Origin of the sequence: Pantoea sp. sgz302252 (genome assembly GCF_047713085.1) — a bacterium.
Classification (GTDB): Bacteria; Pseudomonadota; Gammaproteobacteria; order Enterobacterales; family Enterobacteriaceae; genus Scandinavium.
This window is the reverse complement of sequence record NZ_JBLFJW010000012.1, coordinates 90,768-111,953: the sequence shown is the minus strand read 5'-3', so window position 1 is coordinate 111,953 and position 21,186 is coordinate 90,768. Positions and strand designations below refer to the sequence as shown.

General features: G+C 53.4%; 18 protein-coding genes. 12 read left to right on the top strand and 6 right to left on the bottom strand.

Features of this window, described 5'->3' with window-relative positions; all coding sequences use genetic code 11:
* Nucleotides 1-7: 7 nt before the first annotated feature.
* The 7 genes from ACLW56_RS11560 to ACLW56_RS11530 are packed head-to-tail and all read left to right on the top strand — an operon-like array spanning nucleotide 8 to nucleotide 7,168.
* Nucleotides 8-1,447 carry a hydrogenase 4 subunit D gene (locus ACLW56_RS11560; protein ID WP_330983942.1) on the top strand — a complete coding sequence of 480 codons (1,440 nt, stop codon included), beginning with the start codon at nucleotides 8-10 and terminating at the stop codon, nucleotides 1,445-1,447.
* Between the two features lie 11 nt (nucleotides 1,448-1,458).
* Nucleotides 1,459-2,109, top strand: a complete 651-nt coding sequence (hyfE, locus tag ACLW56_RS11555) for a hydrogenase 4 membrane subunit (protein WP_330983917.1) — start codon at nucleotides 1,459-1,461, stop codon at nucleotides 2,107-2,109.
* 4 nt (nucleotides 2,110-2,113) lie between these two features.
* Nucleotides 2,114-3,703: a hydrogenase 4 subunit F gene (locus tag ACLW56_RS11550; RefSeq protein WP_330983916.1), complete on the top strand. Its 1,590-nt coding sequence runs from the start codon at nucleotides 2,114-2,116 to the stop codon at nucleotides 3,701-3,703.
* A 14-nt stretch (nucleotides 3,704-3,717) separates the two neighbouring features.
* A complete protein-coding gene (locus ACLW56_RS11545; RefSeq protein ID WP_415377763.1) occupies nucleotides 3,718-5,433 on the top strand; it encodes an NADH-quinone oxidoreductase subunit C in 1,716 nt (571 codons plus the stop codon).
* Between the two features lie 10 nt (nucleotides 5,434-5,443).
* Nucleotides 5,444-6,004: a hydrogenase 4 subunit H gene (hyfH, locus tag ACLW56_RS11540; RefSeq protein WP_330983914.1), complete on the top strand. Its 561-nt coding sequence runs from the start codon at nucleotides 5,444-5,446 to the stop codon at nucleotides 6,002-6,004.
* A complete protein-coding gene (locus ACLW56_RS11535) occupies nucleotides 5,991-6,758 on the top strand; it encodes an NADH-quinone oxidoreductase subunit B family protein (protein WP_330983913.1) in 768 nt (255 codons plus the stop codon). Before hyfH ends, ACLW56_RS11535 begins: the two co-directional genes overlap by 14 nt.
* On the top strand, nucleotides 6,755-7,168 hold the full coding sequence (locus tag ACLW56_RS11530; RefSeq protein WP_330983912.1) for a formate hydrogenlyase maturation HycH family protein: 414 nt from the start codon (nucleotides 6,755-6,757) through the stop codon (nucleotides 7,166-7,168). Before ACLW56_RS11535 ends, ACLW56_RS11530 begins: the two co-directional genes overlap by 4 nt.
* A gap of 242 nt (nucleotides 7,169-7,410) precedes the next feature.
* On the opposite strand, the gene ACLW56_RS11525 is transcribed toward ACLW56_RS11530, so the two are convergent.
* Complete coding sequence (locus ACLW56_RS11525; protein WP_330983941.1) at nucleotides 7,411-9,024, bottom strand: sigma 54-interacting transcriptional regulator; 1,614 nt, start codon at nucleotides 9,022-9,024, stop codon at nucleotides 7,411-7,413.
* A gap of 249 nt (nucleotides 9,025-9,273) precedes the next feature.
* On the opposite strand from ACLW56_RS11525, the gene hycI reads away from it, so the two are divergent.
* Nucleotides 9,274-9,729, top strand: a complete 456-nt coding sequence (hycI, locus tag ACLW56_RS11520) for a hydrogenase maturation peptidase HycI (RefSeq protein WP_330983911.1) — start codon at nucleotides 9,274-9,276, stop codon at nucleotides 9,727-9,729.
* Between the two features lie 96 nt (nucleotides 9,730-9,825).
* On the opposite strand, the gene ACLW56_RS11515 is transcribed toward hycI, so the two are convergent.
* The 5 genes from ACLW56_RS11515 to ACLW56_RS11495 form a co-directional block, all read right to left on the bottom strand.
* Complete coding sequence (locus tag ACLW56_RS11515; protein WP_330983910.1) at nucleotides 9,826-11,244, bottom strand: 6-phospho-beta-glucosidase; 1,419 nt, start codon at nucleotides 11,242-11,244, stop codon at nucleotides 9,826-9,828.
* A 3-nt stretch (nucleotides 11,245-11,247) separates the two neighbouring features.
* Nucleotides 11,248-12,699: a PTS cellobiose/arbutin/salicin transporter subunit IIBC gene (gene ascF / locus ACLW56_RS11510; protein ID WP_330983909.1), complete on the bottom strand. Its 1,452-nt coding sequence runs from the start codon at nucleotides 12,697-12,699 to the stop codon at nucleotides 11,248-11,250.
* A gap of 803 nt (nucleotides 12,700-13,502) precedes the next feature.
* Nucleotides 13,503-13,994: a hypothetical protein gene (locus ACLW56_RS11505; RefSeq protein ID WP_330983908.1), complete on the bottom strand. Its 492-nt coding sequence runs from the start codon at nucleotides 13,992-13,994 to the stop codon at nucleotides 13,503-13,505.
* A gap of 535 nt (nucleotides 13,995-14,529) precedes the next feature.
* Nucleotides 14,530-15,420, bottom strand: a complete 891-nt coding sequence (locus ACLW56_RS11500) for a hypothetical protein (protein WP_330983907.1) — start codon at nucleotides 15,418-15,420, stop codon at nucleotides 14,530-14,532.
* A 22-nt stretch (nucleotides 15,421-15,442) separates the two neighbouring features.
* On the bottom strand, nucleotides 15,443-15,922 hold the full coding sequence (locus tag ACLW56_RS11495; RefSeq protein WP_330983906.1) for an Hcp family type VI secretion system effector: 480 nt from the start codon (nucleotides 15,920-15,922) through the stop codon (nucleotides 15,443-15,445).
* Between the two features lie 326 nt (nucleotides 15,923-16,248).
* Here ACLW56_RS11495 and ACLW56_RS11490 point away from each other — a divergent pair, with 326 nt between their 5' ends.
* From ACLW56_RS11490 to ACLW56_RS11475, 4 genes are all read left to right on the top strand, one after another.
* Nucleotides 16,249-17,262, top strand: a complete 1,014-nt coding sequence (locus ACLW56_RS11490; RefSeq protein WP_330983905.1) for a LacI family DNA-binding transcriptional regulator — start codon at nucleotides 16,249-16,251, stop codon at nucleotides 17,260-17,262.
* Nucleotides 17,263-17,406: 144 nt separating this feature from the next.
* Nucleotides 17,407-17,934, top strand: coding sequence for an electron transport protein HydN (gene hydN, locus ACLW56_RS11485; RefSeq protein ID WP_330983904.1), 528 nt, complete (start codon nucleotides 17,407-17,409; stop codon nucleotides 17,932-17,934).
* A 7-nt stretch (nucleotides 17,935-17,941) separates the two neighbouring features.
* Complete coding sequence (hypF, locus tag ACLW56_RS11480; RefSeq protein ID WP_330983940.1) at nucleotides 17,942-20,164, top strand: carbamoyltransferase HypF; 2,223 nt, start codon at nucleotides 17,942-17,944, stop codon at nucleotides 20,162-20,164.
* Nucleotides 20,164-21,180, top strand: a complete 1,017-nt coding sequence (locus tag ACLW56_RS11475) for a HoxN/HupN/NixA family nickel/cobalt transporter (RefSeq protein ID WP_330983903.1) — start codon at nucleotides 20,164-20,166, stop codon at nucleotides 21,178-21,180. Before hypF ends, ACLW56_RS11475 begins: the two co-directional genes overlap by 1 nt.
* The last annotated feature ends 6 nt before the right edge of the window (nucleotides 21,181-21,186 follow it).

Here is a 21,186-nt window from a genome sequence, read left to right as displayed (position 1 = left end):
TTAAATGATGGAAAACATAGCTCTGACGACTCTGCTGGTGCCGTTTGTCGGTGCGCTGCTGACGGCCTGTGCGCCGCAGCGGCTGGCGAAAAAAATCTGCACCTTGTTTGCCTTGCTGGCAACGCTTGGCACGGTGATTCTGGGGTGGCAGTTTCTTGCGGGCGGTAAAGTTGATGTGACTTATACGCTCGTCAGCGTGCACGGCGTGGCGCTGTTTGGCTTTACGGTCGACCGCATCAGCACGCTGATTGTGTTTGCGGTAGTGTTCCTCGGGTTATTGGTAAGCCTTTATTCCATGGGCTACCTGACCAGCGGCAACCGCGAGCATCCGCATGATGGCGGCAATCGCTACTACGCCTTTCTGCTTATCTTCATCGGCGCGATGGCGGGGCTGGTCCTTTCTTCCACCCTGCTGGGGCAACTGCTGTTTTTCGAAATTACCGGTGGCTGTTCGTGGGCGCTGATTGGTTATTATCAGACGCCAAAATCTCAGCGTTCGGCGATGAAAGCGTTGCTGATAACCCACGTGGCCTCGCTTGGGCTTTACCTCGCGGCCGCCACGTTATTCCTCAATACAGGCACTTTTGCGCTTAGCGCATTAAGCCAGCTGCACGGCACCGCCAGCTACGTGGTTTACGGCGGCATCCTGTTTGCGGCGTGGGGCAAATCCGCACAGTTGCCGATGCAAGCCTGGCTGCCGGATGCGATGGAAGCGCCAACCCCAGTTAGCGCTTACTTACACGCAGCGTCCATGGTCAAGGTCGGTGTTTACATCTTTGCCCGCGCCATTCTGGAAGGCGGCAACGTGCCGCACGTCATCGGTTGGGTCGGCATTGTAATGGCGACCATTACCATGATTTACGGCTTCATGATGTACCTGCCGCAGAAGGACATGAAACGCCTGCTGGCCTGGTCGACCATCACTCAACTGGCGTGGATGTTCCTTGCGTTGTCGATGGCGGCGTTGGGGTCAAAACAGGCGCTGGACGGCGGCATTGCCTACATCTTCAACCACGCGTTTGCCAAAAGCCTGTTCTTCCTCGTTGCCGGGGCATTCAGCTACAGCTGCGGGACTCGTCTGTTGCCAAAACTGCGCGGCGTGATGAGCAAATCCCCACTGCTGGGTATTGGTTTCTGCGTCGCTGCCCTGGCGATTGCCGGGGTGCCGCCGTTCAACGGCTTCTTCAGCAAATTTCCTGTCTTTGCCGCCGGGTTCACGCTCTCGTCAGAACACTGGCAACTGCTGCCGGTCATGGTGCTGGCGCTGGTGGAGTCCGTGGCGAGCTTCGCGTGGCTGATTTACTGGTTCGGGCGCGTGGTGCCTGGGGAACCAGGGCCGGAAGTGGCGCAGATGTCACCGCTGCCGATGGCGATGCGCGCTGTGTTGGTCGTTCTGGTAGTGATGTCGCTGCTTTCCAGCGTCATGGCTGCGTACTGGCTTAATTAAGGGAGTCGATGATGACCGGAGCCTTACTCGTTAATAACCTCGCCGGGCTGATGATGGTGACATCACTGCTGGTGATTGGGGCGAAACACCCGCGCAGCTCCTGCTGGTTCTATGCCCTGCAGTCGCTGGTACTGGTGCTGATTTTCTTCACGCTCTCCCGGACGCTCGATTCTGAACAACTGCTGATGTGGTCTTTCAGCGCGTTGCTCACCAAAGTGATTCTGGTGCCGCTGATCATGGGCTTTGCGCTACGCAAGCTGGCAGACCCGAAAGCCGATGCCAGCCTGATCAGCCCGACGATGCTGACAATAGCCGCCGCAGTGATTGTGGTGCTGTGCTGGTACGTGGTGCGCCCGGTGCAGTTGCCGCTGTTGCAGGATTTAAAACCTGCGCTGTCGGTGGCGCTGGGCCATTTCCTGCTTGGCCTGCTGTGCATCGTCACCCAGCGCAACATTCTCAAACAGGTGTTTGGCTACTGCCTGATGGAGAACGGCTCGCACCTGGTGCTGGCGCTGCTGGCGCATAAAGCGCCGGAGCTGGTGGAGATTGGCATCGCCACCGACGCGATTTTCGCGGTGATTGTCATGGTGCTGCTGGTGAGAAAAATCTGGCGCACGCTCGGCACGCTCGATGTGGATCAACTGACGGCGCTGAAGGGATAACACAATGAGTCATACTGCTATTTTCACCCTGTTACTGCTGACGCCGCTGCTGTTTTCGCTGCTGGCGTTTGCCTGTCAATTGTTGGGTTCTGGCTCGCGTGCGGCGGTAACATTTCTGCACGCCGTAGGTATTGCCGCGCTGTTGGGCGTAACGCTTTACGCCGTCAGCGTGGTTTATCAGCAAGGCGAGATGTTCTCGGACAACCTGTGGCTGCACGTTGATAGCCTGAGCGCGCTGTTCCTTGCGCTTCTGGGGATTATTGGCTGCCTGACTGGCCTTTATTCGATTGGCTATATGCGCCACGAAGTGGACGAAGGGGAAATTTCCGTCACCACGCTGTGCAACTACTACGGCTTCTTCCACCTGTTCCTGTTCACCATGATGCTGGTCGTCACCAGCAACAACCTGATTGTGATGTGGGCGGCGATAGAAGCCACCACGCTCAGTTCGGCGTTTCTGGTGGGCATTTACGGTCAGCGTTCATCGCTTGAAGCGGCCTGGAAGTACATCATCATCTGTACGGTGGGCGTGGCGTTCGGCCTGTTCGGCACCATTCTGGTGTACGCCAACGCGGCCAGCTTCATGCCAGATGCGCACAACGCCATTTTCTGGAGTGAAGTGCTCAAACACGCCTCACAGCTCGATCCGACCTTAATGCACCTCGCCTTTGTTTTCGTGCTGATTGGCTTTGGCACCAAAACCGGGCTGTTCCCGATGCACGCCTGGCTGCCTGATGCGCACAGTGAAGCGCCAAGCCCAACGAGTGCGCTGCTTTCCGCGGTGCTGCTCAACTGCGCGCTGCTGGTCATCATTCGTTTCCACATCATTATTACCAGCACAATTGGCACTCAGTTCCCGAACATGCTGCTGATGATTTTTGGCCTGCTGTCGGTGGCGGTGGCCGCGTTCTTCATTCTGGTGCAACAGGATGTGAAACGCCTGCTGGCTTATTCCAGCGTTGAGAACATGGGGCTTATCGCCGTGGCGCTGGGGATCGGTGGGCCGCTGGGGGTGCTGGCAGCACTGCTGCACACCCTCAACCACAGCCTGGCGAAAACGTTGCTGTTTTGTGGTTCCGGTAACGTGTTGCTGAAGTACGGCACCCGTGACTTAGGCGTGGTGCGCGGCATGCTGAAGCTGATGCCTTTTAGCGCCGTGCTGTTGGCTGGCGGTGCGCTGGCACTTGGCGGTATGCCACCGTTCAACGTGTTCCTCAGTGAGTTTATGACCGTCACCGCGGGCCTGGCTGGGGGACATATCTGGCTGACTATCGGCCTGCTGCTGTTGCTGACGGTGGTGCTCGGCGGGTTGGTACGAATGGTGGCTTGCCTGCTGTTTGGTACCGCGCCTGAAGCTACCAGCAAAGGCGAACTGGGTCTGCTGACCACGCTGCCGATGGCGATTCTGCTGGTGCTTATGTTGGTGATGGGCACTCACATTCCGCAGCCGGTGAGCCGCCTGCTGGAAAACGCCGCGTCGATTGTGATGAAAACATCCCCGCAGCAAGGTTTTCAGTGGCCGTGGGCTGGAACGTCTGCCGCGGTCACTTCCCACTGTAATAGCACCCGCGAGTGCGCTGGAGAAATGAAGTGAGTTATCAACAATATATGAACGGTCTCGCGCAGGGCGATGTACGTGGGTTGGGGTATCTGGCCGCAGTGAGGGAAAAATTCCCCGGCGCGATTCTGGATGAAGAGCGTCAGACCGGCGATCAGGTGACCATTACCGTTAAAATTAACCTGCTGTCAGAGATTGTTGAATTTCTCTATTACGGCTGCGGTGGCTGGCTGCCAGTGCTGTTTGGCAACGATGAACGTACGCTGAACGGACATTTTGCGGTGTATTACGCGCTGTCGATGGAAGAGGGCGAGAAGTGCTGGGTGGTGGTGAAAGCGTTAGTCGATCACTCGCTTGAGTTTCCTTCCGTCACGCCTCGCGTACCTGCTGCTGTCTGGGGCGAGCGTGAAATTCGCGACATGTATGGCCTGAAGCCAATTGGCCTGCCGGATGAACGCCGTCTGGTGCTGCCGGACGACTGGCCGGACGAGATGTATCCGCTGCGCAAAGATGCAATGGATTATCGCCAGCGCCCGGCTCCGACGACGGAAACAGAAACCTATCCGTTCATTAACGACGGTGACAAAAAAGCCCGCGTGGTGCCGATTGGCCCAATGCACATCACTTCGGACGAACCGGGCCACTTCCGTCTGTTTGTCGACGGCGAGACGATTGTCGATGCGGATTACCGTTTGTTCTATGTTCACCGCGGCATGGAAAAACTCGCTGAAACCCGCATGGGCTATAACGAAGTGACTTTCCTTTCTGACCGAGTGTGCGGCATCTGCGGGTTTGCCCACAGCGTGGCGTACACCACATCAGTCGAAAACGCGCTGGGGATTGTGGTGCCGCAGCGTGCGCACACCATCCGTTCCATCCTGCTGGAAGTCGAACGCCTGCACAGCCATCTGCTGAACATTGGGCTTTCGAGCCACTTTGTCGGCTTCGACACGGGCTTCATGCAGTTTTTCCGCGTGCGTGAAAAATCGATGATGATGGCGGAAATGCTGACCGGCTCGCGCAAAACCTACGGCCTGAACCTGATTGGCGGCATTCGTCGCGACATCCTCAAAGAGCAGCGCATCAAGACTATCCAGCTGGTTCGTGAGATGCGTGCCGAAGTGACTCAACTGGTCGATATGCTGCTCTCGACGCCAAACATTGGCGAGCGTACGCAGGGCGTCGGCATCCTCGACAGACAAGTAGCGCGTGATTACAGCCCGGTTGGGCCGCTGATCCGCGGCAGCGGGTTCAAACGCGACATGCGCTTCGATCATCCGTATTCCGACTACGGCAATCTGCCAAAAACGTTGTTTGCCTATGACGGCGGCGATGTGTTCTCGCGCGTGATGGTGCGTGTCAAAGAGACGTTTGATTCGCTGGCGATGATTGAGTATGCGCTGGACACCATGGGCAATGGCCCTCTGCTCACGGAAGGCTTCACCTATCAGCCGCATAAATTTGCACTCGGATACGTGGAAGCCCCGCGTGGGGAAGACGTTCACTGGAGCATGCTTGGCGACAACCAGAAGCTGTTCCGCTGGCGCTGCCGTGCGGCGACTTACGCCAACTGGCCGGTGCTGCGCTATATGCTGCGCGGCAACACGGTGTCTGATGCGCCGTTGATCATCGGCAGTCTTGATCCTTGCTACTCCTGCACCGACCGGGTAACGCTGGTGGATGTGCGTAAACGCAAGTCGACCACGGTGCCGTACAAAGAGATTGAACGTTATAGCATTGAGCGCAAGCACTCGCCGCTCAAGTAAGGACTGAACAATGCTGAAACTGTTTAAAACCATCCTTAAAGCGGGCGAGCCAACGGTCAAATATCCGTTTGCGCCACTGGAGATCAGCCCGGATTTTCGTGGCAGACCAGAGCTGAACCCGGAACAGTGTATTGCCTGCGCCGCCTGCACGATGGCGTGCCCGGCGAATGCGCTGACCATGGAAACACATCCTGAAAATAACGAGCGCCTCTGGCAGCTGTTTATCGGCCACTGCATTTTCTGCGGACGCTGCGAAGAGGTGTGCCCAACCAAGGCCATTCGTCTGACCAACGATTTCGAACTGGCGGTCACCAACAAAGCGGATCTGTATGTGAAAGCGGTGTTTCGTCTACAGCATTGCGAAGTCTGCCAGCAGCCCTTTACGCCGGAAAAATCCGCTCACTATGCCGTGGAATTGCTGCGCCAGTCGGGCGTCAGCGACGAAGCGCTGGAGAGTATGAAATCTCAGTTCACCACCTGCCCGGCATGCAAACGCAAGCAAACCTTGGGTCGTCACGACCAGCAAGGGCTCAGTTTTAACGTCGTGGAGAAAGCCGATGAGCGAGTTTAATCATCACGTTAGCCAGCCCGTCACTCTGGCGGACGATGCGACCCGAATGAAGCAAATGCTGCTCAAAGACATCAAGCGTTCAGCCTACGTGTATCGCGTGGACTGCGGCGGGTGTAACGGCTGTGAGATTGAGATTTTCTCCGCCATTACGCCGGTTTTCGATGCGGAGCGCTTCGGCATCAAAGTGGTGGCTTCCCCTCGTCATGCAGATATTTTGCTGTTCACCGGCGCGGTGACTCGCGCGATGCGTGTACCCGCGTTGCGAGCCTATGAGTCTGCGCCCGATCCTAAAATCTGCATTTCCTACGGGGCTTGTGGCGTGGGCGGCGGCATTTTCCACGATCTTTATTGCGTGTGGGGCGGCAGCGACACCATTGTGCCCATTGACGTGTGGATCCCAGGTTGCCCACCAACGCCCGCCGCGACCATTCATGGTTTTGCCGTGGCATTGGGCTTGCTGGATCAAAAACTCAAAGGCGTGGATCACGTTCAGGGCGAAAACGAAAAACCAGCGTTGATCCTGCCAGATGTGCCGTTGGCGCTGCGCGTGGCGGTGGAAAGGGAAGCTCGCAGAATGGCGGGTTATCGTCAGGGCGGAGATATCTGCCAGCGGTTCCTGACGCTGATTCAGCATAAGCAGCCGCAACAAGCGGCGCATGAGGTTGAAGCCTGGCTTCGCAAAGAGAACGATCCGCGCCTGAGCGAAATTATCCATAACCTGATGGCGGTGGTCGCCGGGGAGGTCACGGCGTGAGCGACAAAGGAAAAGTGACGTTCTGGTCGCTGCGACAGAAGTTCGTCGACAGCGACGACGATATGCCCGCCGAAAGTCAGCAGGTGATGTATTACTCGCTGGCGATTGGTCATCACGTCGGGATGATCGACTGCCTGAAAACGGAACTGGAATGCCCGCTGGACGGGTATACCGAATGGCTGAAATGCCTGCCTGAAGGCGAAGGGCGGCGTAAGCTGCGTGGCCTGCTGACTTTTGGTGAAATCACCATCGATTCCACCCATACGTCGCTGCTGGCAAATGCAGTTTCGGCACTCAGTAAAACAGGGGATGAACCCTACAAAGGCTGGAGTCTGCGGCTGATTGAGCTGCTGGCGGAAATCGAGCGCGAACCGGCTATCTATCTGATAGTGAAAAGGCAGATTGCCTGATGACGCTCAGATTGCTGACAAAGAAGGAAAAAGCGTGGTTTTTCCTTCTTTGTGGTGAGCAGCCGAAAATCAATGAATTGATTTTCCTTATTTTTTGTTCTGCCACCCATGACAAAACTTCATTCGTTAGAGGTTTGTCATCAGTCTCAGCGCCTGATGGCGCTTTGCTTATCAGGCCTACAAAATCAAAATGTGATGATGAATTTGTAGGCCCGCGCAGGCGAAGCGCCGCCGGGGGGCGGTTACAAATCCCGCGTGCTGATCCCCAGACGCTGCATTCTCGACAGCAGCGTCGTTCTTTTCAATCCCAGCTTCTTCGCCGCCCCTTTCGGCCCAGCTACGATGCCGTTGGTTTCACGTAGCGCCTGTAAAATCTTTTCTTTTTCACTCTCGTCATTTTCCGGCACCTGCGGGCTAAACATCGGCGGCAGCTTGAGCGGTGCAGGCTGAGCGCGGGGCGTGCTGGCTGGCGCGGCGGGGATTTTCAGATCGCTTAGCTGAAGATTTAACGTATTGCCCTGGGTCAGGATCACCGCACGCTCAATCACGTTTTGCAGCTCACGAACATTGCCCGGCCACGGATAGTTGCACAGCGCTTTTAACGCTGCGGCGGGAATCGTGTCGATGGTTTTGTTCATTCGCGCGGCGAGCTTTTGGGTGAACCAGGTTGCCAGCAGCGGAATGTCTTCCGGGCGTTCACGCAGCGGCGGGATCACAATCGGGAAGACGTTCAGGCGATAGAAGAGATCGCTGCGAAATTCACGATCCTGCACCATCTGATGCAGATCGCGGTTGGTGGCGGCGATCATCCTGACGTTGACTGGAATCACCTGGTTGCCGCCAAGGCGCTCGACTTCCCGTTCTTGCAGCACGCGCAACAATTTCGGCTGGAGCTCCAGCGGCATATCGCCAATTTCATCCAGAAACAGCGAACCGTTATCGGCCATTTCAAAACGCCCGATGTGCGTGCTGGTGGCCCCGGTAAACGCGCCTTTTTCATGACCAAACAGATCGCTTTCCAGCAGGCTGGCCGGGATGGCGGCGCAGTTCATCTTCATTAACGGTTTGGCTGAACGCTGGCTGAGTTTGTGAATGGCTCGCGCGATAAGCTCCTTACCGGTGCCCGTTTCGCCGAGCAGCAGCACGGTACTGTCGCTCATGGCGACCATTTCCACCTGGCGAAGTAAATTTTTCATCGCTGCGCTCTGATAGATAATGTCGTTCAGGCTTTCCGCATTTTGCAGTTGCTCATTCAGCCAGATATTTTCTTGTTTTAACGAATCTTTCAGGCGAGTGATTTCATTCCACGCATTGGCGTTATCCACGGCAATACTGATGCGTGAGGCTATTTGGCCCAGCAGTGAGCACACCGCGGGCGTAAAAGCGCCGGCATCGGTATGCGCAAGAATGAATATGCCTGGCGAGTGGGCATTAAAGGTCAGTGGCAGCAGCAAAACAGCCCGCATTCCGACGGAAAACAAATCCTTTAATAACGGATCGTTCACATTCTCAGTTAACGCGACCGCCTGAGGCTGGCCATTTTCCAGCACGCTTTTGATTTTGCCAGCCGTAAACGGGTAGGTTTTTTGCTGGCAATAATGTTGGTTATCGTCATACCAGCCACAGGCCGTCACCGGGAATGTGCTGGCCTGTTCGCCGTCAAAGAAGGCAATTGCCACAGAAGGAATGGCAAAAAAGCGATGGATGTCCTGGGATATCGCGCTGACCAGACCTTCGCGGTCGAGATGGGCCAGCACCGAGTTAGTGATGTCCACCAGAATGCGATATTCGTCACGCTCATCTTTTAATTGATGAAAGAATTCCAGCAGTTCCGGATCGATGCCGGAATTAATCATGGCGATCAAATGATTATTCCATTCACTGCTTGTAATGGGAATGGTTCTTATTTTCTTGCCACCTAACTTCTTTACATCATTCATCACATTAGCCTGGTTGAGAGGAATTGCTGATTGTCGCAAGGGTTCAGCAACCCTATTTGAGATCAGTATTTGCGGGCTGCGTGCAATATAAGATACCCCTTAAGGATCATTCGTTGATATCGATGGGTAATTTGCGCATTCAGGCCATTTTAGGGGGAGAAAAGGGTGACCAACGTTTTACTTTGTGTCGGCAATAGCATGATGGGTGACGACGGTGCCGGCCCGTTACTGGCTGAAATGTGTGCCGCGCAGCCGAAAGGCGACTGGCAAGTGTTTGACGGTGGCAGCGCGCCAGAAAGAGAAGTGGCCGCAATTCGCGAACTCAAGCCAGAACGATTGTTGATTATTGATGCAACCGATATGGGGCTCGAACCGGGTGATATCCGCATTGTGGACCCGGACGACATTGCCGAAATGTTCCTGATGACCACGCACAATATGCCGCTTAACTACCTGATTGAGCAGCTTGAAGAAGATATCGGCGAGGTCATTTTTGTCGGCATTCAGCCGGATATTGTCGGTTTCTATTATCCGATGACGGAGAAAGTGAAAGCGGCGGTTGAGGTGGTGTATCAGCGGCTGGAAAATTGGGCAGGTGAGGGTGGGTTTGAGCGACTGTGAAAATTGCCGGGCGGCGCTGCGCTTGCGCCGGCCTACACGACCGTAGGCCCGGTAAGCGCCAGCGCCACCGGGCAATCAGCGCCGCCCGGCAAAAAATCAGCTCAGATCCGTCCCGTTACTCGCAATCACTTTCTTATACCACCAGAAAGATTTCTTGCGGGTGCGGGCCAGCGTGCCGTTGCCTGCGTCATCACGGTCAACGTACACAAAGCCGTAGCGCTTGCTCATTTCCCCGGTTGATGCGGCGACCAAATCAATGCAGCCCCAGGTGGTGTAACCGATAACCGGAATGCCATCGTCAATGGCTTCACCCATCGCCTGGATATGTTCGCGCAGGTAGCTGATACGGTAGTCGTCGTTGATTTCGCCGTTGGCTTCCACCACGTCTTTCGCACCCAGGCCGTTTTCCACCAGGAACAGCGGTTTCTGGTAGCGGTCGTACATCATGTTCATGGTGATGCGCAGGCCGAGCGGGTCGATGCCCCAGCCCCATTCACTGGCTTTGATGTGCGGGTTTTTCAGCGACTTCACGATGTTGGCGGCGTTGGTGTTATTGGCGTTCATATCCGCCGAAGCGCAGCGTGAGGCGTAATAACTGAACGAAACGAAATCGACGGTGTTTTTCAGGATGTCATCGTCGCCTGGCGCTTTCTCAATCACGACGCCTTTTTCGCGGAACACGCGCGCAGAATAGGCCGGGTAAGCGCCACGCGCCTGCACGTCGATAAAGAACAGGTTCTCGCGGTCTTTCTCCAGCGCCATCCAGACATCTTCCGGTTTGCAGGAGTAAGGGTAGAAGTTGCCACCCGCCAGCATGCAGCCGACCTGGTTTTGCGGGTTCACCTCATGGGCGATTTTGGTCGCCAGGGCGCTGGCAATCAGCTCGTGATGTGCGGCCTGATATTTTACCTGCTCCTGATTTTCACCTTCTTCAAACACCAGCCCGGCCCCGGAGAAGGGGCTGTGCAGCATGATGTTGATTTCATTAAAGGTGAGCCAGTACTTCACCAGCCCATCGAAGGCTTCAAAACAAGTACGCGCATAACGGGCAAAGAAATCCACCATTTTGCGGTTGCGCCAGGAGCCGTATTCCACCACCAGATGCATCGGCACGTCGAAGTGGCACAACGTAACCAGCGGTTCGATATTGTACTTTTTGCACTCCAGGAAGAGGTCTCGGTAAAACGCGATGCCTTCTTCGTTTGGCGTCAGTTCATCGCCGTTAGGATACAGGCGAGCCCAGGCGATGGACGTGCGGAAAACGGTGAAGCCCATCTCCGCCATCAGGGCGATATCTTCTTTATAGCGATGGTAAAAATCGATGGCCTGATGGCCTGGATAGTATTCGTCCTCGCGCAGGCTAAAGCGTTTTTCCAGCCCCAGTTTGACCGGCATACGGTTTGCGCCGTGTGGGATCATATCGACGGTGGTTAACCCCTTTCCGCCTTCCAGATAAGCGCCCTCTGACTGGTTCGCAGCCAGCGCGCCGCCCCATAAAAATCCTTTAGGAAACATCTTTTACCTCGCTTCTAACGGTTGTGCGGTAGCAGGAACGCCTTGTGCCTGGCGTGCTTTTTCCGCCTCTTCGACCGGAATGTCTTCAAACCCTAACAGCAGCGTCAGGACAAAGGAGAGCACCACAGCCAGCGCCATCACCCCAAACACCCACACGATGGTCATCGGATTGGCGGGGTCAAAGAACTGCACGCTGGTGAACAGCCCTGGTGCGGCCATCGAATGGCTCGCCAACCCGGCAATACCGGCGACGGCCCCGCAAACAAAGCCGCTGATTAAGCTGGCGATCAGTGGGCGCTTCAGGCGAATGGCCACGCCGTAAAGTGCCGGTTCGGAAATGCCCGCCAGAATGGCAGAAGCGGCTGCGGCGAGCGCGGTCTGACGCAGTTCCGGGTTTTTCGTTTTCCACGCGACGGCAAGTGACGAGCCGCCGAGCGACAGGTTGGCGCCAATTTCTGACGGCATCACCATGCCTTCTTTGCCAGTGGTGGCAATGGTCTGAATGATGGTCGGCGTAAAGACGCGGTGCATCCCGGTCATCACCAGCAGCGGCCACAGTGCGCCCATGATGGCGACGGAAAGCCAGCCGAGGTAGTCATGAACGGTGTACACCAGCGCGGAAATGGCGGTACCAATCCAGATGCCAATCGGGCCAATCAACAGAATAGCCAGCGGCGCGGCAATCAGCACAATCAGCATCGGCTTGAGGAAGTTTTTCGTGACCGCAGGTGTGATTTTGTCGACCCAGCGTTCAATAAACGACAGGCACCAGGTCATGACCAGCGCCGGGATAACGGTGTAGGTGTATTTCACCGCCGTGACCGGAATAAAGGCGAACTCAACGTGTTCCCCTTGCGCGGCTTTTGCCATTAGTTCGATAAAGCTTGGGTGCACCAGAACGCCAGCAATCGCAATGGCGAGCGACATGTTGGTTTTGAATTTCACCGCAGCGGAAGCAGCCACCATCAGGGGCAGGAAGAAAAATGCGCCATCGCCGATGACGGTCAGAATAGTCAGCGTTGGCGTGCCTTTGGCGAGCACACCAGACATCTCCAGCACCATCGCCAACAGCTTCACCATTGAACCACCGATGATCGCCGGGATCAGCGGAGACATGGTGCCGATCAGCGCATCAAGAATGCCCGCACCCACGCGACGCAGCGTCCATTTTTGCGGATTTTGTTCCACGGCGGGCTGAAGGTTACCCGGTAGCAGCGCCATCACTTCTTTGTACGCCTGTGAAACGGTGTTGCCGATAATCACCTGGCACTGGTTATCACTGCGCACCACGCCGAGCACGCCGCTAAGGGCTTTCAGCGTGGCAACATCCGCAAGCGTTGGGTCATTCAGCACAAAGCGCAGACGCGTCATGCAGTGAGTGGCGGCGGCGATATTGTCGGCCCCCCCAAGCGCGGACAGAACATCCTGAGCCAGCGCGGCATAGTTTTTTGACATCGGGTTAATCCATCTTGGTGTGGTTAATCTTTGTGTAGGAAACCGGTTCCACAAAATCATGAAGAGATCGGCGTGGTGAAACAAGATGAAAATTTAACTATTCTCAATTTTGTGATTTATATCGGATTTTTAAACCGTTCGAACGGCAGAAGTAAGGAAACGCCATCATGATTCCTGTTCAATGAAGTGAGAACACGGTAGAAAAGAGTATTGCTGTCTTTATATTTTTAATAAAAACCGAGGGTCTTTAATTGTTAGGCAAATAGCATAATCGGTTACGTAGTATTCTTTTAATCTGGGATCCTCGCAGGTTTTATATGGTGTAAATAGAGTAAGATATAAATAAAAAACAAGAGATAGAATGTTTAGCAATGCAAAAATAGATAAAAACAAGATGGCCGTTATTGTTGCGTATTTTTGGTACCTTTTAGGAGGTTCAGCACTGGAAGAGAATAATGCGAGAAATGAGTATAAAATAATATAGATAAACATTGGTGAAGTGCACGCTAACGCAATGACTTTTCCGTTGAACCAAAAATAATTGCTACCGCTAAAAAAACGCATTAAATCTTGATAAGGAAGATCAAGGATAAAAAATGTAAAAGCACTTACTGTTACGATGGTAAATACGCAGGCTGCGCGTATTTTGATTTTATCAAAAAATGTTGGGTTTGTTTTTTTATTTATTATCTCAATTGTGTAGGTTTTAAATGGGAACAAATTCAAATTCTTTAGGATGAATGTGTTGTTTTAAATAGCCTGTGGTTTTTTTGAAAATCGTTGTTTCTTATTCAAAAATGATGCTAATAGAAAACATGAGACTCAAATCTGGCACAGGTACTGTAATCAATGACATAGTAGTCATTTAACTCTGTTTTCTCACAAGGTTTGAATGGGGAAAACAAAAGGATATAGAAGTGAAGAAATGTAGCAATCATGCTAAGTAGCACAACCAGAGTTACAGAGGTAATAGCGACAATATCGTCAAAAGCATCCAGTTTTTTAGGCGGGTGATGTGTTTCAGAGAAGATTGACAGAACTCCCATGAAAATACAGTACGCTAACAATGGTGCTCCAGCCAAACATGCGATACGCTTTCCATTGAACCAAAAGCAATCCTGACTTTGAGTGATGAAAATCATATCGCGAAAAGGCAAGTTCACCGCAAACATGATGAGTCCAGCAATTATTACCCTGGTCGCAACGATCACAATACGCAGACCTGGCTGTTTTAATAAATTAGTACAATAGCCTTTCATATTGCTATCAATTATACCATTTAATTTATTTGTCATGATACCTGCGTTTATAATGAAATGTGCAGCAGAATTTTATTCTGAAAAGATAACTTTATTCGGTATGTTTATGTGCTAATAAGAATCATGACTGTTAATTCTATGGCAAACTTCTAATTCCGTGGCGAAATAATGTTCAAGAGTTGTCTCCTTACAATGTTTGTAGGATGAGAAAAAAATGATGTAGAAATACAAAAATAAAGATAGGATGTTCAGTAGTATGAGGGATATCAGGGTGATAATTGTTATAATCCCACTGAATCGGCTCAGAGACTTCGGGAACTGATGATCTTTGCTAAATATTATAATGAATAAAATGAAAATGATGAATATTAAAAATGGTGCTGCGGATAAGTAAGCGATATGCCTTCCATCAAACCAAAAATACTCATTTTTGGTGAAAATAAACATCAGGTCGTGATAAGGAATATCTATGGAAAAAGATAATGCCATGTATGATATAGTAATTGCACCGATTGCCCATATAATTATTGCAATGTTTTTTAACGCGGTGATTAACATAGGAGTTTCCATTTCAATAATAGTTTTTATTAAAATATACTAATGCATCAGGAGACATGTGTTGCTTATTCCATTCTTGCATTTTTATTTCATCGATAAGCGCTTCTCTAATCATTTTTTTGAATGCTTGAGACCATCCATTTTCTTTGTCAAGTTTATTTAGTTTGTAATTTACATATATACCGAGAAAGATTATTAATCCTGCTGTAAGAATAAGCGGGCTGCTAACTAATGCTAACCCAATGCCTGCGATTGTGGCTATGACGGTAGAAACCAATGTTTTCGCCGTATCCATAATTACGTCGCCAAAAAAATCTACTAAGGTATATTCCTTCTTAAATATCAATTCAATAGCTCGAAAGGCCAGTGAAAAATAAACACAGAACCTTACTGCCCTGGCAAAGTTATAAATTGCACCTCGCCAACCGATGCCGAGTTCCAGCAATTGCAAACTGTTGGCTCTGTATCGGGTTCCGTTAAGTATGCGACGCGTACTCGCATAGCCGGTGATTTTGATATAGGTCTCAGTACCGTATTTGCAGGCTTTTGCCCTGATGCCCAGGCCTTTAAGGTTAAACGCCAGTTGATTGGCTTCATCAAGATATGTCGAAAAGTTCCTGACGGTATTCATGCCATCCAGGATGTCTTTGATGTTCCCACCGCCAAGGGTATAGGAGAAAAAATCATCCGCTTTGCCAGTGAGATCGCTCAGGACACCTCGGGCTTCCGCCAGGGTAAACAACATAATATGTTGCGTATTTTTGGCTAACAACTCCTCCAGATGTGGAAGGCTGTCAATATAGGGGTGGTTGGGCACCAGCTGGTTGATGGGCTGCTCCCCGCGCAGAATACTTCCCATTGAATCGGCCCAGGATGAGCCTCCAGGATACTTTGAATAAGGCATCTTTATTCCTCAAGGCTATTTGTCAGAAAATTCGCTCTTCCCACAGGCTGTAAGTGCTGGTGCCCGCCACGCGGTGCTCCCAGCTAATCGCTTGGTAAGCGAACGAGACTCTCTCCTGTGCTTCTTCCCCGGTATGGTGAATATTGTGAGGGATGTGAAGGTCAATCTCAGCAATACGCGCATCGCTCAGTTTTATCTGGTAGTAAAGTTCGCTGCAGCCGGTTCGGTCTGTGCGGTAAAAATCAAAGATGCAGCTAAATGCCTCATTTTCTGAAATGGCTTTTGCCAGCAGCGGTGAGGATTTGTCTAGCGGCTTAATCAGCGTGATGTTGTGATGATTAACATTTTGTTCGCGCGAAAGAGTATGGGACAGAGTGAAAATAAAGATTTGGTCACGATGTGCTATCTGTGCTTTATTTCCGACTGATGCCTGACTCAGGCAACCTGAAGAGACCAGCCCTTGCTGTTCCCCCGTTAACGAGAGATAAATAAACCCTGACATATGAATGCTCCTGATTTATTCATTATATTTATGTATATGACTTTACTGTAAAAAAGAGACTTAACTTTCTTAGTCTTACTCCTGGCGTAAACGTCGGGCAATCTAAATAAATAAGAAATGAGCAAGCGGGATGAAATTTCGCACTAATAAACAAAATAAACCTTTTATTAATCGAATCAGTAATTGCTCTTAAAAAAACAGAATTAGACGGCTGTTCTCCTGTGAAGATAAAGGCGTTGGCAGGTGGAACTCGGAGAGACAAAACGCTGCAATTCCCGCAGCGCTGAAGTAAACTTCCCGCCATTAAAACGTAAGGAATTTGCAACATGACAACGATGCTGGAAGTGGCGAAGCGCGCTGGCGTGTCGAAAGCCACCGTATCCCGCGTGCTGTCGGGCAATGGTTATGTCAGCCAGGACACCAAAGACAGAGTGTTCAAAGCGATTGCGGAGAGCGGCTATCGCCCCAATTTGCTGGCGCGAAACCTGGCGACGAAGAAAAGCCAGACGCTCGGGCTGGTGGTGACCAACACGCTGTATCACGGCGTCTACTTCAGTGAACTGCTGTTTCATGCGGCACGCCTGACAGAAGACCAGGGGCGTCAGTTGATCCTTGCGGATGGCAAACACAGTGCGGAAGAAGAAAGGGCGGCGATTCAGTACCTGCTCGATTTGCGCTGCGATGCGATCATCATTTATCCCCGTTTTCTGACCCCCGATGAGATGGATGAAATCATCCGTAACCACGAACAACCGATCATGGTGCTCAACCGTCGTCTGCGGCAAAACGGCAGCCACTGCGTCTGGTCAGATCAAAAAGCCTCCAGCCAGATGGCGGTGGAACAGCTCATTCAACAGGGCCACCGTGATATCGCATTTATCACCGGTTCGCTGGATTCACCGACGGGTATTGAGCGTTTGGCGGGCTATAAAGAGGCGCTGAATAGCCACGGCATCGCCGTGCGGGATGAACTGATTACCCAAGGGAAATGGACCCCGGCGACAGGGGCGACGGGTGTGGAAACGTTACTCGAACGCAAGGTGTCATTCAGCGCACTGGTCGCCAGTAACGATGACATGGCGATTGGCGCGATGAAGCAACTCCATGCCAAAGGCGTACGCGTGCCTGAACAGGTTTCGGTGATTGGTTTTGATGATGTGGCGCTGGCACCGTATACCATTCCGGCGCTCTCCAGCGTGAAAATCCCGGTTACTGCGATGATTGAAGAGACCATCAACCGCCTGATTTTTATGCTGGATGGCGGTGAATTCAATCTCCAGCACGCTTTCCCCGGCGAGCTTATCATGCGCGATTCCGTCACTGCGGGCCCCTTTGCCTGACCTTGTGTCCTGTCGTCGTCATAAGTGACGATGACAGGCTGACACTTCGTGAGTGAAATCGTTAATCTATTGATAAATAGCCATTTTAATAATGGCGCGGAAAATGCATAGCCCCAGCCTTAACGCGAAATGCTGGAGGAGTGGATGAACCGTTTCATCATCGCGGAAGCGAGCAAATGTATTGGCTGTCGCACCTGTGAAGTGGCTTGCGCCGTGGCGCATCAGGAAGATCAGGACTGCGCGGCGTTAACCCCGCAAACTTTTTTGCCCCGCATCCATGTTATCAAAGGCGTGAATATCTCCACCGCGACAGCCTGTCGCCAGTGTGAAGATGCGCCCTGTGCCAACGTGTGTCCTAACAATGCCATCGCCCGTGAAAATGGGTTTGTCCATGTGATGCAGGAACGCTGCATTGGCTGCAAAACCTGTGTCGTGGCGTGCCCTTATGGCGCGATGGAAGTGGTGGTTCGCCCGGTCATTCGCACCAGCGGCTTTGGCATGAAGGTGAAGATGGAAAAAGCGGAAGCCAACAAGTGCGACCTCTGCCATACCCGTGAAGAAGGCCCAGCCTGTATTGCTTCTTGCCCAACGTTTGCCCTGAGCTGCATCGACCGCATGGCGCTTGAAAAACTGAATGAAGAAAAACGCCGCCGCACTGCGCTGGCCTGGTGATTGCACGATGAACGGAATTGCCCTTCGTGTTCGGGGCAAAGTGCAGGGCGTGGGGTTTCGGCCGTTTGTCTGGCAGGTTGCGCAGCAGTTACAGCGCTGCGGAGATGTCAGCAACGACGGTGAGGGCGTGCTGGTGCACCTTGTCGGTGCAGATAATGGGTTTGTTGCCCATTTGCAGCGCCATTGCCCCGCGCTGGCGCGTATCGATTCCACGGATATCACGCCTTATCACTGGGAGACTCCGCCTGAAGATTTCAGCATTCGCGCAAGCGGTGCAGGAGCCATGAGCACGCAAATTGTGCCGGATGCGGCGACGTGTCCGGCCTGTCTCGCTGAAATGAATGACCCGCACAACCGGCGTTACCGTTATCCGTTTATCAACTGCACTCACTGCGGCCCGCGATTTACCATTATTCACGCCATGCCTTATGACCGCCCCTACACTGTGATGGCGGCGTTTCCCCTTTGTCCTGCATGCGAAAAAGAGTATCGCGACCCGCGAGATCGTCGCTTTCATGCCCAGCCAGTGGCCTGTGCCGAATGCGGCCCGCAGCTCAGTTGGCAAGACGGTAGGGCAAATGTGGACGGCGAAGCGGCGCTGATGGCTGCGGTCGGGAAGATTGCGCAGGGCGGTGTTGTCGCGGTGAAAGGGCTGGGCGGTTTTCATCTTGCCTGCGATGCCGGAAATCCTGCTGCTGTTGCTTTGCTGAGAGCGCGCAAGCATCGCCCGGCTAAGCCGTTGGCGGTGATGGTGGCGCAGTCAGAAGGCTTTTCATCTCAGGCACAAAAGTTGCTTACCTCTCCGGCGTCGCCCATCGTGCTGGTCGCCAAAAACGCCGTCAATGGGCTGTGCGAAGAGATTGCGCCAGGGCTTGATGAGGTTGGCATTATGCTGCCATCGAACCCGATTCAGCACTTGTTGATGCAGGCGCTGAATCGCCCTTTGGTGATGACTTCCGGCAATCTTAACGGCAGGCCTCCGGCTATCAGTAATGAGGATGCGCTGAGGGATCTGGCGCAGATAGCGGACGGATTTCTGCTGCATAACCGCGATATCGTTCAGCGCATGGATGATTCCGTCTTACGTGAAAGTGGCGAAATGCTGCGCCGGGCGCGGGGTTATGTGCCGGATGCGATCCCGTTGCCTGCTGGCTTCAACGACATTCCGCCGATGCTTTGCTGCGGAGCAGACATGAAAAACACCTTCTGTCTGGTACGCGGTAAAGAGGCCGTGTTGAGCCAGCATCTTGGTGATTTAAGCGAAGAAGGCGTGGAAGCGCAGTGGCAAAAGGCGCTGGCGCTGATGCAGTCGATTTATGATTTTAAACCCCAAAAAGTCGTCGTGGATGCGCATCCTGGCTATCGCTCCGGGCAGTGGGGCAAAGCGCTCGGCCTGCCGCTTGAGGAAGTGTTTCACCATCACGCCCACGCCGCAGCCTGTATGGCGGAACAGGGCTGGCCGCTCGACGGTGGAGACGTTATTGCTCTTACGCTCGACGGCATTGGAATGGGCGAAAACGGCGAACTGTGGGGCGGGGAATGCCTGCGGGTGAACTATCACCAGTTTGAACGGCTTGCAGGTTTGCCAGCGGTAGCTTTACCGGGTGGCGACCTGGCTGCGCGACAGCCGTGGCGAAACTTGCTGGCGCAGGGGATGGCGTTCGTGCCGGAGTGGCCATCACGATTGCCGCTAAAAAATTATCCGGCAGAAGCGCTGGCTCGCGCGGTGGAGAGAGGCATTAACGCGCCGCTCGTTTCCTCTTGTGGGCGGTTGTTTGACGCGGTCGCCAGCAGCCTCGGTTGCGCGGCTGAATCTCTCAGTTATGAAGGGGAAGCGGCCTGCCAGCTTGAAGCTTTAGCCCGACAAAGCTCAGTCGAGAAACACCCGATTGTGCTGCCGTGGCGCAACGGGGCGCTGGAGATGGCTACATTTTGGCGGTTGTGGCTTGACTGGCCTGCGGCAAACGCGGAAAAAGCCTGGGCGTTTCATGACGCGCTGGCTTGTGGCCTGGCTGAAATGTTGCGCCATTTTGCCCGGCAAGCCCAAATCAACACGCTGTTCTTTGGCGGCGGCGTGCTGCATAACCGGCTTCTTCGCGAGCGGCTGGCGTTTTATCTGACTGGTTTTACACTTTTATTTCCGCATCGATTGCCTGCAGGCGACGGCGGGATTTCATTTGGACAGGCGGTCATCGCGGCCGCCCGTTGGCAGAAAGAAAGGAAGGGATGATGCTGATTAGGCTTTTACGTCAACAACCTCGTGCGGCGCTGCTGACAGGCGCGCTGCTGCTGGCGAATGTGTTGGCCTGGTGCTGGGCATGGCAGGTGTTTGGTCACAGCGGGGCGCTGATGGCGGCCAGCCTGCTGGCGTGGGGATACGGCCTGCGCCATGCGGTGGATGCCGACCACATTGCCGCCATCGACAGCGTCACGCGTAAAATGATGCAGCAGGGCAAACGCCCGTTCGGCGTCGGTGCCTGGTTTTCCCTTGGTCACTCTTCCATCGTGGTGCTGGCATCGGCTGCAATTGCCGCGACAGCCACCGCCTTCCAACAAAAAATGGGCTGGTTTCATGATACCGGCAGCCTGATTGGCACGGCGGTCTCATCCCTTTTCTTGCTGGCGATGGCCTTTGTGAACCTGATTATTCTGCGCAGCGTGTGGCGTAGTTTTAGAGCTTTCCGTCAGGGCAAGCCGTTTACGGCGGACGTGGCGACCAGCGGCGGGATGATGAGCTGGATCTTTGGCAAAACCTTTCGCCTGATTGGTAAAAGTTGGCACATGTATCTGGTCGGGTTCTTGTTCGGCCTGGGCTTTGATACCGCGACAGAAATCGGCGTGCTGGGCATCACTGCTGCCAGTGCCTCCAGCGGCATGTCTATCTGGAGCATCATGATTTTCCCGGCGCTGTTTGCAAGCGGAATGGCGCTTATCGACACGCTGGATAACGTGCTGATGGTCGGTGCCTACGGGTGGGCATTCAACAAGCCGCAGCGCAAGCTCTATTACAACATGACCATTACCGGCACGTCTGTGGTGGTGGCGCTGTTTATCGGCGGGCTGGAAGCGTTGGGGCTGCTGATGGACAAATTCGGCTTCAGCGGCGGTCTCTGGAAGGTAGTTGGCGCGCTGAATGAGAACCTGGGCAACGCGGGTTTTGTGGTTATCGGCCTGTTCATGGCCTGCTGGATTGTGTCCTGGGCGGTATATCGCTGGCGAGGGTATGACGCACTGCCTTGTGCGTGATACCCG

Excerpts from the sequence above, each read along its gene's own strand:
- ACLW56_RS11560 (WP_330983942.1), top strand. The coding sequence starts at position 8 with ATGGAAAACATAGCTCTGACGACTCTGCTGGTGCCGTTTGTCGGTGCG.
- hyfE (WP_330983917.1), top strand. The coding sequence starts at position 1,459 with ATGACCGGAGCCTTACTCGTTAATAACCTCGCCGGGCTGATGATGGTG.
- ACLW56_RS11550 (WP_330983916.1), top strand. The coding sequence starts at position 2,114 with ATGAGTCATACTGCTATTTTCACCCTGTTACTGCTGACGCCGCTGCTG.
- ACLW56_RS11545 (WP_415377763.1), top strand. The coding sequence starts at position 3,718 with ATGAACGGTCTCGCGCAGGGCGATGTACGTGGGTTGGGGTATCTGGCC.
- hyfH (WP_330983914.1), top strand. The coding sequence starts at position 5,444 with ATGCTGAAACTGTTTAAAACCATCCTTAAAGCGGGCGAGCCAACGGTC.
- ACLW56_RS11535 (WP_330983913.1), top strand. The coding sequence starts at position 5,991 with ATGAGCGAGTTTAATCATCACGTTAGCCAGCCCGTCACTCTGGCGGAC.
- ACLW56_RS11525 (WP_330983941.1), bottom strand. The coding sequence starts at position 9,024 with ATGATTAATTCCGGCATCGATCCGGAACTGCTGGAATTCTTTCATCAA.
- ACLW56_RS11515 (WP_330983910.1), bottom strand. The coding sequence starts at position 11,244 with ATGTTTCCTAAAGGATTTTTATGGGGCGGCGCGCTGGCTGCGAACCAG.
- ascF (WP_330983909.1), bottom strand. The coding sequence starts at position 12,699 with ATGTCAAAAAACTATGCCGCGCTGGCTCAGGATGTTCTGTCCGCGCTT.
- ACLW56_RS11505 (WP_330983908.1), bottom strand. The coding sequence starts at position 13,994 with ATGACAAATAAATTAAATGGTATAATTGATAGCAATATGAAAGGCTAT.
- ACLW56_RS11500 (WP_330983907.1), bottom strand. The coding sequence starts at position 15,420 with ATGCCTTATTCAAAGTATCCTGGAGGCTCATCCTGGGCCGATTCAATG.
- ACLW56_RS11495 (WP_330983906.1), bottom strand. The coding sequence starts at position 15,922 with ATGTCAGGGTTTATTTATCTCTCGTTAACGGGGGAACAGCAAGGGCTG.
- ACLW56_RS11490 (WP_330983905.1), top strand. The coding sequence starts at position 16,249 with ATGACAACGATGCTGGAAGTGGCGAAGCGCGCTGGCGTGTCGAAAGCC.
- hydN (WP_330983904.1), top strand. The coding sequence starts at position 17,407 with ATGAACCGTTTCATCATCGCGGAAGCGAGCAAATGTATTGGCTGTCGC.
- hypF (WP_330983940.1), top strand. The coding sequence starts at position 17,942 with ATGAACGGAATTGCCCTTCGTGTTCGGGGCAAAGTGCAGGGCGTGGGG.
- ACLW56_RS11475 (WP_330983903.1), top strand. The coding sequence starts at position 20,164 with ATGCTGATTAGGCTTTTACGTCAACAACCTCGTGCGGCGCTGCTGACA.